General features: G+C 27.8%; 10 protein-coding genes. 5 read left to right on the top strand and 5 right to left on the bottom strand.

The window, feature by feature from the left end; all coding sequences use genetic code 11:
* Window positions 1-352 precede the first annotated feature (352 nt).
* The 3 genes from AB0T67_RS07515 (at window position 353) to AB0T67_RS07505 (ending at window position 4,574) form a co-directional block, all read left to right on the top strand.
* Window positions 353-664, top strand: coding sequence for a hypothetical protein (locus tag AB0T67_RS07515; protein WP_369219795.1), 312 nt, complete (start codon window positions 353-355; stop codon window positions 662-664).
* Between the two features lie 247 nt (window positions 665-911).
* Complete coding sequence (locus AB0T67_RS07510) at window positions 912-1,637, top strand: energy transducer TonB (protein WP_369219794.1); 726 nt, start codon at window positions 912-914, stop codon at window positions 1,635-1,637.
* 45 nt (window positions 1,638-1,682) lie between these two features.
* Window positions 1,683-4,574, top strand: a complete 2,892-nt coding sequence (locus tag AB0T67_RS07505) for a TonB-dependent receptor domain-containing protein (RefSeq protein WP_369219793.1) — start codon at window positions 1,683-1,685, stop codon at window positions 4,572-4,574.
* A gap of 40 nt (window positions 4,575-4,614) precedes the next feature.
* On the opposite strand, the gene AB0T67_RS07500 is transcribed toward AB0T67_RS07505, so the two are convergent.
* A complete protein-coding gene (locus tag AB0T67_RS07500; RefSeq protein WP_369219792.1) occupies window positions 4,615-5,331 on the bottom strand; it encodes a 3'-5' exonuclease in 717 nt (238 codons plus the stop codon).
* A gap of 256 nt (window positions 5,332-5,587) precedes the next feature.
* On the opposite strand from AB0T67_RS07500, the gene AB0T67_RS07495 reads away from it, so the two are divergent.
* The gene (locus AB0T67_RS07495; RefSeq protein ID WP_271231096.1) at window positions 5,588-6,286 is read left to right on the top strand and encodes a response regulator transcription factor; all 699 of its coding nucleotides are present in this window, start codon (window positions 5,588-5,590) and stop codon (window positions 6,284-6,286) included.
* A gap of 55 nt (window positions 6,287-6,341) precedes the next feature.
* Complete coding sequence (locus AB0T67_RS07490; RefSeq protein ID WP_369219791.1) at window positions 6,342-7,385, top strand: sensor histidine kinase; 1,044 nt, start codon at window positions 6,342-6,344, stop codon at window positions 7,383-7,385.
* 52 nt (window positions 7,386-7,437) lie between these two features.
* On the opposite strand, the gene purD is transcribed toward AB0T67_RS07490, so the two are convergent.
* The 4 genes from purD to rnpA form a co-directional block, all read right to left on the bottom strand.
* Window positions 7,438-8,712, bottom strand: coding sequence for a phosphoribosylamine--glycine ligase (gene purD / locus AB0T67_RS07485; RefSeq protein ID WP_271231098.1), 1,275 nt, complete (start codon window positions 8,710-8,712; stop codon window positions 7,438-7,440).
* A gap of 88 nt (window positions 8,713-8,800) precedes the next feature.
* Window positions 8,801-10,480, bottom strand: coding sequence for a DUF6909 family protein (locus tag AB0T67_RS07480; RefSeq protein ID WP_369219790.1), 1,680 nt, complete (start codon window positions 10,478-10,480; stop codon window positions 8,801-8,803).
* Between the two features lie 39 nt (window positions 10,481-10,519).
* Window positions 10,520-12,145 carry a S41 family peptidase gene (locus tag AB0T67_RS07475; protein WP_369219789.1) on the bottom strand — a complete coding sequence of 542 codons (1,626 nt, stop codon included), beginning with the start codon at window positions 12,143-12,145 and terminating at the stop codon, window positions 10,520-10,522.
* Window positions 12,135-12,518, bottom strand: coding sequence for a ribonuclease P protein component (rnpA, locus tag AB0T67_RS07470; protein ID WP_369220499.1), 384 nt, complete (start codon window positions 12,516-12,518; stop codon window positions 12,135-12,137). The genes AB0T67_RS07475 and rnpA overlap by 11 nt, the downstream gene beginning before the upstream one ends.
* Window positions 12,519-12,666: the final 148 nt, after the last annotated feature.

The following is a 12,666-nucleotide window of genomic DNA, read 5'->3' as shown; positions in this document are numbered from 1 at the left end:
TACTATTTAATAGTAATCAACACGGTTTTTTTATGTTACATATTAAAAATTTACTACCCTTTTCTTATAGGAAAAACCCTTTTTTTATTTAATAGAATCTTGTTTTTATTTCAGGCTATGTATTTAAAATGATTCGTTTATTTGAATTTGTAATATTAATAAATATATTCTTTTATGATTTGATTATGAGTGTTTTATTGTTTGTTTTCGAACTGATTATTAATAGGGTGTTTTTATCAATTCATTTTATGTTGCTTTTTTATCGATATAAATATTCCGAATTTTATATAAAATTAAACTAAAAAACAGTTTTTCTGTTATTTATATAATTGAAAACAAAAGCTATATTATAATGAAAAAAAGAAACAGAATTTTAGCTATTTTACTTTTAGTAATCATTCATTTTACAAATGCACAACAAAAGTGTGAACATTCAAACGAAATTATAAATGATTTAAATAGTATTACAAAATGTACTATAGAGAAAAAACCATCAGTTTTTAGAAAAAAAACAGCTGATTCTTTAACGAATAAATCAGTATCAAGACGTAGTTTAATTAGGCGAAAAAGATTAAAAAAGATGGGAATATATAGCAATTCTAAGAAATTTAGAAACTTAAAAAAAGAAAATAAATTTACTAAAAGAATCATATTGAATAATTAAAATCTGTATTTCTATATTGATTACATTTATCTATAATGGTAAGAATAAGTGTAATTAAAATTTTAAATTATTGACACTGATAGTTCAGTTAAAATTAAATGAAAATTATTGATTTTTTCATTCTTTTTTTTAAAGAATAAATAAATAAATTTTTTTTAATAGATTTTTTTTCTGATATTTAACACTGAAAGTGCTTGTTTTTTAGTCTTTTATCTTTTTTATTATTAAAATAACCCCCCTAATTATTATGAAAAAAAGAAAAATAATTTTTGTTTTTTGTGTTTTTATTATTTCCATTTTTGGAAATGCCCAAGAAAAATGTGTATCACCAGAAGAAAATATTGAAGATTTAAATAGTATTACAAAATGTAGTGTTAAAAAACTAGATAATACTACTGATAAAAATATAAAACAAATATCAGTAAAAGTATCAGTTTCTAGGAGAAGTTTAATAAAACGAAAAAGGTTAAAAAAATCTGCAAGAGCAGTTAGAGGTATAAATACTGTAGGTGTTCAAAATACAAATGCAAAAGAAGTAATTTCAACTCCTATTTTTTTAAATACAAAAGTAACAAATCTTACTAGTAAATTATCATCAGAACAAGCAAGAAGTGCTGCTGCTTTTGAAGATGTTGATAAAATTCCTGCTTTTAATTCTTGTAAATCAGAAAATAACTCTAAAAATTTAGATTGTTTTAACGAACAGATGATGTTGCATATTCAAAAACATTTTAGATATCCTAATGATGCAGTTATTTCAAAAACCCAAGGAGAAGTTTGGATTCGTTTTATAATAGATGAAAACGGAACTGTTACTAATATTAAAACTTTAGGACCTGAAAATGGTGAGATATTAATTGATGAAGCAATAAGAGTTGTATCTAATTTACCAAAATTTACTCCAGCAATGAAAAAAGGAAAAAAAGTGCTTTCTAAGTTTGGCTTTCCTATTAACTTTTCATTAGAAGAATAAAAATAATTTTCCCAAAATAGTATTATAATCAACAACCATTCAACTATGATTAGATTATTAATAACAGGAGTAGTATTTTTTTATGCTACTTTATTAACAGCACAAGTTACAGTTAAAGGAAAGGTATTCGATATTTACTTAGAGCCTATATCTATTGTAAATGTAACATCTTTACCAGTAAAAACAACCACAGATATTAATGGTAATTTTACATTAAAAGTAAATAAAAAATTACCTTTTTCAATATTAATAACAGGTGTTGGCTACCAAACACAAACGGTACAAATAACTAAAGAAAATCAAAAAATTAATGTAGTATTAAAAGTAAAAACAAGACTTCAGGAAGTTATTGTTTCCGCTTCGCGTATACCTGAAAGAATATTAGAATCACCTGTAACAATAGAAAGAGTAGGTGCTAGAGATATTAAAAATAATACTTCGCTAAATTTTTATGATGATTTGGTAAATTTAAAAGATGTAGATATACATACAATTGGTTTTAATGTAAAAATGATTAATACAAGAGGTTTTGCATCTTTAGAAAATGTTCGTTTTGTACAGTTAGTAGATGGTGCTGATACAGCGAGTCCTTCAGGTAACTTTTCTTTTGGAAATGTAACTGGCTTAAATGAATTAGATGTTATGAATGTAGAGATATTACCAGGAGCAGCATCTGCCTTGTATGGAGCAAATGCTTTTAATGGTATTTTATTAATGCGTAGTAAAAATCCATTTGAGTATGGAGGAATAAGTGCTTATTCTAAATCAGGAATAAGTGAACAGAATCAAAATACAGCAGAAATAAATGCTTTTAATGATACAGGAGTTCGAATGGCTTATGCTTTTAATGATAATTTTGCCGCTAAAGTTAATTTTAGTCAAACAATTGCTGAAGAATGGAATGCTGTTGATACTAGAAATATCGATTTAGATGGAAATATAGGGCTTGGAAATAGAGATAATACTACAGCTTATAACGGAGTAAATGTATATGGTGATGATTCGAACGTTGATCTTAAAAGTATTTTATTATTTTTAGAAGAAGGTGGTGTTATTACATCAGGAATTACTAAACAAGTACCAAATTCTAGAGTTTCAAGAACAGGAATTAATAACAACAGTTTAGTAAATAATCATGTGAAATCTGTATTTTTTGATGGTTCTTTATATTTTAGACCTACGGGGAAAAAAAATCTTGAACTGATATGGAACTCAAAATATTCTTATGGTGATAATACCTTACAAGGAGATACTCGTTATGTTCAAGAAGGTGCTTTATTTCAGCAATATAAATTAGAGCTAAAATCGAAGTATGTAACTGCAAGAGGATATTATGTGAATTTTAATCAAGGAGATAAATCGTTTAATACCGTTTTATTGGCCGAAGGTATTAATAATTCTTATTCAATAGATGATATCTGGTATCAAGACTACGGAGCAGTTTATGGGAATACATTTGAAACGGCAATACAAACTAATAGTGTAGAACAGGCAGATATCATGGCACATGAACAAGCTAGAATTTATGCTGAACGACATAAAACAGGTACTATTGATGCCATTTCTAATACCTTAAAAAATAAAAATATAAGTGATGGAGGTGCTAAAACTACAGATAACTCTAGTTATATAAATGGTGATATTGATTTTAATTTAACTGATGTTATTAAGTTTGCAGACATTCAAATGGGGGCAACTTATAGACAACATAAATTAAATTCAAAAGGTCAGTTATTTACCGATTTAAATGACCCAATTATTTATGATTCTTATGGTATTTACACACAGGTAATTAAAAAATTAGTTGATGATCGTTTAAGGTTAACAGGTTCTATTCGTTATGATAAATCAACAAATTTTAAAGGGAATTATTCTCCTCGAATTTCAGCTACTTATGCATCAGGTGTAAATAGAAATCATAATTTTAGAGGATCTTATCAAACAGCCTTTAGAAATCCAACATCTGCAGATCAATATGCAGATCAAAATTTAGGAAGTCGTATTTTTGAAGTTGGTAATGTATCTGAAAATTTAGAGCGTTATGTATCTAGAACAATAGCCTTAAGACCTGGTAGTCCAGGGATTCCTGTAGTTGGAACATCAGTAAGTTTAACAGGGAAACAGATAGTAGAAAATTCATATACTTTAAATTCACAACAATCATTTAGTAATGCTGTTATTGAAAGTATAGATAACAATATTAGTCCATTATTAGCCATTCAAAATAATGTAGGACTTTTAGAAAAGGCTATAATTAATCCATTAAGAACAGAAAAAGTAAAAACATTCGAAACAGGGTATCGTAGTTCTTTTGATTTATTTGGTAGTTTATTTGAGGTTGATGTAAATGGATATTATAGTATTGTAGAAGATTTTATTGTAACTAAAATAGTAAGTACTCCTTTATTTGGAGATATAAATCAAGGAAGCACGGACCTTTTAGCACCTTTTGCAATTGGAAGATATGATTATGCTCAATTTGCTTTTAGGGTTAATAGTCCACAAAATCATGATTATTATGGTGGTGGACTTTCTTTAAGTACTGCTGTTTTAGATGGGCTAAATATTGGCGTTAATTATATGTATAATAAATTTAAAGAACATCAAAAAGGAGGTGATATTTATGAGACAGGAAGCTTTTTTAATACACCAGAACACAAGTTTCGAGCTTCTTTAGGAAAAGAAACTGTTTTTAAAAATGTAGGCTTTAATATAAATGCACGCTGGCAAGATAGTTTCTTATGGAGTTCAAATACTGTAAATAGTATTATAGCTGCTAGAACAGTATTAGATGCACAAATAAATTTGAGAGTTCCTACTATAAAATCGACCTTTAAAGTGGGGGGAACCAATTTATTCGGTAAGCCGTATTTAACAGCTCCTGGTATTGGTGAAATAGGATCTGTATATTATGTTTCTTGGAAAATAAATGACTAAAAAACAGTTTTCTTTTTTTAAGAAAACTGTTTTTTATAACTTATACTTTAACTATTGATTCGTTACTAATTAATGGTTTGTTATTAAAGCGTAATAATAATTGTGCTACTGCTATAGTATCTCGTTCACAATAACTCACAATTTTAGGTAAATTTTTTTCTTTATAATAAATTTTAGCAACTTCACTACCATTAATATCTTGTTTTGGTGAAGGAATACCTAAAATAGCTGTTAATAAATTTAAAGAAGTATAGTGTTTATAATCGCCAAATTTCCATAATTCTAAGGTATCTAAATGTGGAACTTCCCAAGGTTTTTTCCCAAATAAATTTAATTTTTTAGGTAATTCAATTCTGTTTATAATCATGCGACGAGCTATATATGGAAAATCAAATTCTTTACCATTATGAGCACATAATAGTTGTTTTTCTTTATTAAAATGTGTGTCAAGTAATTTTTTGAAATCTATTAAAATACGCTCTTCATTATCACCAGAAAAAGAAGTAATTCGAAGCTGATTTTCAGATGATTTATTAACAAAATACCCAACAGAGATACATATTATTTTTCCAAATTCTGCCCATATACCAGCTTTGTGATAAAAATCTACTGCTTCAATATCTTCTTTTCGCTGATATTCAGTTTTTAAGGCATACAGTTTTTGTTTTTCTTCGGATAAATCAGAAAAAAACTCTTTTTCAGGAACAGTTTCAATATCTAAAAATAAAATATTTTCTAGTTCTATTTTATGTAGCATTTTTTATTTTTTAAAATAATTAGATTGTCTTTAAATAGTAATTATACTTGTTTATTTGAATAACAATAATTACTTAATTCTTTCTGGTTTTTTGATGAAAAATCAATTTTTATAAAGATACAAAAACCTTTATCACAATATGTGCCACTATTTAAGCAAAGGTTTATGAAAGATTAAATGAATGTTAAGTTAAAGAAGATGGTGTACAATTTATAATTTTATAGTTACTTTTGGGTAACATAATATAAAATGACTTATGAACACGAATGATGTTAAAATTTTACTAGTTGATGATGAGCCAGATATCTTAGAAATAGTAGGATATAACTTAAAATCAGAAGGGTATCAGGTTTTTACAGCCAATAATGGTGCTGAAGCAGTAAAATTAGCAAAAAAAGTAACCCCGCATTTAATATTATTAGATATTATGATGCCTCAAATGGATGGTATTGAAGCCTGTGAGAAAATTAGAAATATCAAATCTTTAGAGAATGTAATTATTTCTTTTTTAACTGCTAGAGGTGAAGATTATTCACAAATGGCAGGTTTTGATGCTGGTGCTGACGATTATATTACTAAACCTGTAAAACCGAAAGTATTAGTAAGTAAAATAAAGTCTTTATTAAGACGTTTAAAAACAGAAGATAAAACAGCTGCAACAACAACATTAGGAGATATTGTTATTAATAGAGATGAATACATTGTATTAAAAGGTGATAAAAAAATTGCTTTACCTAGAAAAGAATTTGAATTGCTATCATTATTAACATCAAAACCAGGAAAGGTATTTAAAAGAGAAGTGATTTTAGATAGCGTTTGGGGTAATGAAGTTGTTGTTGGAGGAAGAACTATTGATGTTCATATTCGTAAACTTCGAGAAAAAATAGGAGATGATTTTTTCAAAACTGTTAAAGGTGTTGGATATAAATTTGTTTTAGAAGGGGAAGACAAGTAAAAATAACTAAAAATAAATAGATATAGATTGCTGAAAAGCAATCTATTTTTTTATAATGAAAAAAATTAAAAAAACATATCGTTACGCGCTTTGGTCAGCGTTTTACTCTACTTCAATTTCTGTAATAATTGCTTTATTATCGTACTTTATTTTAATTGATTTATTAGGTATATGGGCTGTTGTTATTTTTGGAATTTTAATGTTTATTGTTTTATTTTTGATTATTCAATACAGAGCTGAACATTTTATTTATCAAAGAGTAAAAAAATTATATGAAGATATTTCTATTTTAGATGTTAATGATTTAGAAAGAAAAGATGTTACAACAGATGTTGAGGCATTAACCAAAAGCCTACAAACATACGTAGAAGATAGAAGTAAAGAAATAGTAGTATTAACACAAAGAGACTCTTTTAGAAGAGATTTTTTAGGAAACGTAGCACACGAGTTAAAAACGCCACTTTTTACAATACAAGGGTATATTTTAACTTTGATTGAAGGCGCAGCCGAAGACAAAGAAATCCGTACAAAATATTTAGGAAGAGCTAATAAAGGCGTAGAAAGATTGACTTCTATTATTAAAGATTTAGACATGCTTGCTAAATTGGAAACTGAAGGAATGAAAATGAATATTCAAACCTTTAATATTGTAGAGCTTATTCAAAATGTTTTTGATTTATTTGAAATGAAAGCTAAAAAACGAAACATTACTTTGTTATTTGATACAATTTATGAGTTTCCTCGTTTTGTTAGAGGTGATGTTGAGCGTATTGAACAAGTTTTAATTAACCTAATAGTTAACTCTATTAAATATGGTAAAGTAGGAGGTATTACTACAGCAAGTATTGAAAGTTACAGCCCTAATAAGTTTATTATTAAAATAACTGATAATGGAGAAGGTATTAAAGAAGATCATATTTCACGTTTATTTGAACGTTTTTACCGAGTAGATCAAAGTCGTTCTCGTGAACAAGGAGGTTCTGGTTTAGGTTTATCAATTGTAAAACATATTATTGAAGCTCATAACGAAACCATTTTACTAAAAAGTGATTATGGTAAAGGATCAGAGTTTTCTTTTACTTTAGAAAAAGCAATGTAATAAAAAAGGAGTTGATTTAATCAACTCCTTTTTTTATGATTTTATTTACTATTTATACTAAATCAAATCCAATATCTTTTCTGTAATTCATTCCTTCAAAAGAAATTTTGTCGATGCTTTTGTATGATTTATCAAGTGCTTCTTGAATAGAATCTCCAAAAGAAGTAACCGCCATAACTCTTCCTCCGTTTGAAACTACTTTACCATCTTTTTCTGTTGTTCCTGCATGAAAAACAATAGAATCTTCAGCTAAATCGAAACCAGTAATTTCTTTACCTTTTTCATATGCTTCAGGATATCCACCTGCAACTAACATTACTGTTGTTGCTGTTTGAGAAGTTACTTCGTATGATTTTTCATCTAAAGTTCTATTTGCAACACCTTCGAATAAATCAACTAAATCAGATTCAATTCTTGGTAAAACAACTTCTGTTTCAGGATCTCCCATACGAACGTTATATTCTACAACAGATGGATTTCCGTTATCGTTCATTAATCCGATAAAAATAAATCCACGGTAATCAATTCCATCTTTTTGTAAACCATCAATAGTTGGTTTAACTACTAAATCTTCTACTTTTTGTAAAAAATCATCCGTAGCAAAAGGAACAGGAGAAATAGCACCCATTCCACCAGTATTTAAACCAGCGTCTCCTTCACCGATACGTTTGTAATCTTTTGCAGAAGGTAAAATTTTATAATTTTTTCCATCTGTTAAAACGAATACAGAAAGCTCAATTCCTTTTAAAAATTCTTCAATAACAACGGTTGCTGAAGCTGCTCCAAATTTTTCATTTGAAAGCATTTCTTTTAATTCAGCTTTTGCTTCATCTAAATCAGTTAAAATTAAAACACCTTTACCACCAGCTAATCCATCAGCTTTTAAAACATAAGGAGGAGTTAAAGTTTCTAAAAAAGCTTGTCCTTGTTGTAAAGTTTCGGCAGTAAATGATTCATACTTTGCAGTAGGAATATTGTGCTTAATCATAAACTGTTTAGAAAAATCTTTACTACCTTCTAATAAAGCTCCGTCTTTTTTAGGACCAATAATAGCAATGTTTTTTAACTCGTTATCAGCTAAAAAGAAATCATGAATACCTTCTACTAAAGGAGCTTCAGGACCTACAACAACCATATTAATTTGGTGTTGTAAAACAACTTCTTTTACTTGATTAAAGTTTGTTGGATTGATTGCAATATTTGTTGCAACCTCACTAGTACCTGCATTACCAGGTGCTACAAAAAGTTTTTTTGTTTTATTACTTTCTGAAAGTTTTTTTGCAAAAGCATGTTCTCTACCTCCTGACCCTAAAATTAAAATATTCATTGTGTATGTGTTGTATTGTTGTGAATGCAAATATAAAATAAGAAAAAAGGCTATTTTAAAAAATAGCCTTTAATTGTTAAAATAATTATTAAAATATTTGTTCTAGTATTTTTTGTGTAATTGCATAAGTGGGTAACACTCCGCTCATACCTAAACCTCCAGAGGCAAGAGTAGCTCCTGTTTCTAGCGGATTATCAGAGGCATAATAGGCATATCTTACCTTAATATCTTTTCTAACATTTCCTCTTATTTTTGATGCCGATTGAATTGCTTTCTGATAATGTGCACCTTCCATTTCTAAACCGATAACATTCCAAGTAGAATCATGGAAAAACTTCAATAAATCTTTATTTTGTAAAGATGTTCCCAGTACACTAACCATAGCACCATCAAAAACATTTACGCCAAAGCCTTCTAAATCTTCTTTTGATAATTCATTTTCAAAAGGATAATTATCCGCAGTACCTTCAAAAATATGTGCAGAAGGAATCATAATATCACCTTTTCCACCTTCTAAAATTCCTGCTTTTCCCATTATAGAAACCGAATCAACATTTAAGTGAATCCTTTTTCCATCAGTTTTATATGGTTTTAGTAATTCATCCATCGTTTCAAAAGCTTGTTCACCAAAGGCATAATCCATTACTATAAGTACTGGTTTTTCTCCTTCAGAATTTACTTTTTTAAATGAAGTTGTATTAAAATCTATTTTTTCGGTATCAATAATTTGAACATTAATATTTGTTCCTGAAGTATCTTTCAAATAAATCAGTCCATTTTCTGAAGCATAATTTTTAACAGTTTCTTGTAAATTATGACTATCACTATTACTTAATACTTCAAAAAGTTCAAAGCCTTTATTATTTTTAGCTTCTTTAGGTAGGGCATTTTTTGCATAAATACTATTCATAACGCTGTGCATATTGGCACTAATAATATGAATAGGACGTTTTAATAAGTTATTATCAAGCAACGATTTTTTAATAGTATTTGCCCAAATTTCACCATAAATATGATGTCCAATTTCTTCTATTAAAGCAGTACTAAATTTTATAGAACGTTTGTTGTCGTTTGTTGTTTCGTTAATTGCTAGTTTACCTAACCAATATATTAAGTGAAAAAATCTGTTAGGATTTTCTTCGGATGAAAAGGTATTGTAAGTTGTATATACCTCATCATAAGTTCTTCCTAAAATGTTTCCAAGATGTACAACAATTACATCTTTTTCTTCATCCGTAAGTGTTTTATTATAAATTACAATATCTTCTAAAAGAAGCCATTCTCTAATAAAACCATCTTCGGTATCAGAAATAACACGGTCTTTTATTTTATGCGATTCAATAAACAAAAAAGTAATATGCGTTAGAATATCATAAATTTCAGAACGACCACGAGTAATTTCGATATTCATTTGATCTTTATCAATACGATAACAATTTCTTCGTCTTTTCGGAGGAACAATTGTTTTAAATTTTGAATTTCGATATCCTTCATCAGCAGTTAAGTTGATAAATTGACATTCTTCAATTCCTTCGGGTAATCGTTCAATAATATAAACTAAACCGTTTAATTCGATTTTACTTTCAGCAATTGATCCGTAAATTTCAGGTCGTAATTGTAATAACGATTTACGTAATGTTTCACCCGAAATTCCCATAGGTTTATAAAATCCGCGACTAAATAAATGACGCATAGATATATATAGTTTTTCTATTGCATTGGTAGATTCTTGTGCTCTGGTACGTTCTTTATAATTGGGGTTTGGCATATTTTTTTATACCAAATATACAAATTAACTTGTTGATTTTTATTTTGTTAAAATACTAGTATATTTTTTTTGATTATTAAGTAAACTCACAGCTTTGCTTATGGTTTCATCATTTTTAAGTTGATGCTTAAATAACCCTTCTTTATACACGTATCTTTTTATAATTTGATTTTGTATTTCTTTAGATAAAAAACTTTTGTTGATAACAATTTGTGCTACTTTTTCTTTTTTCAATTTTTGAATAATAGCTTTATATTCTGTTGAAATATCATTGTTATTTTTTACTGAATGATATGCTTTTTTAAATAATTTTTCTTCTTTGGAAACAAAAGATGTGTCTTTATAAAGTAAATAGTTTTTAAAGTCTGTAAAATTTTCAGTTTTAAAACTAAAATTATCTGTTATTAAGTTTTCATTTTTATTGGTAAAATCAGTTACAAAATTAAAGATAGCTTTCGATTTTAATAGTTTTTTTGTTTCTACTGATTTTTTAGAGAATCCTGTTTTTATATCAGGATTTACACCACCGCCATCATAAACCGTTCTTCCGTTTTTTGTTTTAAATTGATTAACTGTTCCTTCAGAAAACTTAGGAACTTTTCCTGTTTTAGCATCTCTATTCGTATAATCTAATTCTTGAATACAACGTCCGCTAGGAGTATAGTATTTCGAAATAGTAGCTTTCATTTGTGTTCCGTAATTTAGTTTAAAATAACGTTGCACTAAACCTTTTCCAAAAGAGCGTTCGCCCATAATTACGGCTCTATCATAATCTTGCAAAGCACCCGATACAATTTCAGAAGCCGAAGCAGAACGATCATTTATTAAAACAACAACAGGTATTTCAGTATCTAAAGGATCTCTTCTTGTTTTATAAATATTGCTATTTTTTTTAGTTTTACCACGAGTATCTACTACTTTTAAGTCTTTTGGAATAAATATATTTGTAATATTTACGGCATCAAATAAAGAACCTCCAGGATTGTTACGTAAATCAAAAACTAACTTTTTCATTCCTTTTTCTTTCAATTCATTGAAAGCTTTGGCAACTTCTTGTGTTGCTTTTTGATTGGTAAATTTTGTTAAAATAATATAGCCAGTTTCGGCATCAATCATATCGTAAAAAGGAACAGGATTTAAAATAACTTTATCTAGTTTTAAATCAATATTTTTTAGTGTTCCGTTTCTATCAATAATTAAAGAAAGTTCTTTATTAGGAGTTCCTTTTAGCATTTGTGAATATTGGCTTTTGGCTAGTTCAACTAACTTTTGACCGTTCACTGTTGTAATAATATCTCCTGCTTTTAAGCCTGCTTTATCTGCTGAAAACCCTTTGTAAACTTCTAAAATAGTAATTCCTTTCTTTGTGTAAAAAACAGAAATCCCAATACCTCCATATTCTCCTTCACGTCTAATACGTGCATCTTCCACATCTTGTTCGTTGTAAAAATTGGTATAAGGATCTAAATTTTTAAGCGTATTTTTAATGGCTTTGTCTGTTAATTCTCCAGGATTAATTTCATCAATATAATTAATGTTTAATTCTTTGAATAAGTTGTTGTAAATTTCTATTTGTTTTGCAATTTCAAAAAACTTAGATTGAAATGAAAAAAAAACAGAAATAACAATAAGTGAACCAAAAAAAAGCGCTTTTTTATTCTTCATTTTTATTAATTTCAGTGACAAATAGCGTTAATAATTTCTTCATTTTAACTTCTAAATCGGCATAAGTCCATTCGTCTCTTGCAATATAAGAAATCATAAAGACATGAGGTTTATTTACAGCATCATAGACTGTATATTTCTCTTTTCGATACGTTTCACGTAATAAACGTTTTATTCGGTTTCTGTCAACCGCACTTTTAAAATTTCTTTTTGGAACAGAAACTCCTACCTGAACAGGAAATTTTGAAGTATGTTCTGTTTGTATATATACCATTCGAAGTGGAAAAACTTTTATAGATTTTCCTTCCTCATACAATTTGCCTATCAGCTTTTTGCTCTTTAATCGTTCTTGTTTTCCTAGTGTAAATTTCATCATCATTACAAACATACATAAACCGCTACAAATCTTTTATAAAAACCTATTATAAAAGCTTTTTTTAAGGATTTTTAAATTGATATCTTTAATTTTTTATCTTTATAAGATATCTCTAGCCCTGATTGAAGCAATTGTTTGAGCTCCT

The organism is Tenacibaculum salmonis, from assembly GCF_041053065.1.
In the GTDB taxonomy this organism is placed as follows: Bacteria; Bacteroidota; Bacteroidia; order Flavobacteriales; family Flavobacteriaceae; genus Polaribacter; species Polaribacter pacificus_A.
This window is presented reverse-complemented; position numbering and strand designations above follow the sequence as displayed.

Excerpts from the sequence above, each read along its gene's own strand:
- AB0T67_RS07500 (WP_369219792.1), bottom strand. The coding sequence starts at position 5,331 with ATGCTACATAAAATAGAACTAGAAAATATTTTATTTTTAGATATTGAA.
- AB0T67_RS07505 (WP_369219793.1), top strand. The coding sequence starts at position 1,683 with ATGATTAGATTATTAATAACAGGAGTAGTATTTTTTTATGCTACTTTA.
- purD (WP_271231098.1), bottom strand. The coding sequence starts at position 8,712 with ATGAATATTTTAATTTTAGGGTCAGGAGGTAGAGAACATGCTTTTGCA.
- AB0T67_RS07510 (WP_369219794.1), top strand. The coding sequence starts at position 912 with ATGAAAAAAAGAAAAATAATTTTTGTTTTTTGTGTTTTTATTATTTCC.
- AB0T67_RS07475 (WP_369219789.1), bottom strand. The coding sequence starts at position 12,145 with ATGAAGAATAAAAAAGCGCTTTTTTTTGGTTCACTTATTGTTATTTCT.
- AB0T67_RS07480 (WP_369219790.1), bottom strand. The coding sequence starts at position 10,480 with ATGCCAAACCCCAATTATAAAGAACGTACCAGAGCACAAGAATCTACC.
- AB0T67_RS07495 (WP_271231096.1), top strand. The coding sequence starts at position 5,588 with ATGAACACGAATGATGTTAAAATTTTACTAGTTGATGATGAGCCAGAT.
- rnpA (WP_369220499.1), bottom strand. The coding sequence starts at position 12,518 with ATGAAATTTACACTAGGAAAACAAGAACGATTAAAGAGCAAAAAGCTG.
- AB0T67_RS07515 (WP_369219795.1), top strand. The coding sequence starts at position 353 with ATGAAAAAAAGAAACAGAATTTTAGCTATTTTACTTTTAGTAATCATT.
- AB0T67_RS07490 (WP_369219791.1), top strand. The coding sequence starts at position 6,342 with ATGAAAAAAATTAAAAAAACATATCGTTACGCGCTTTGGTCAGCGTTT.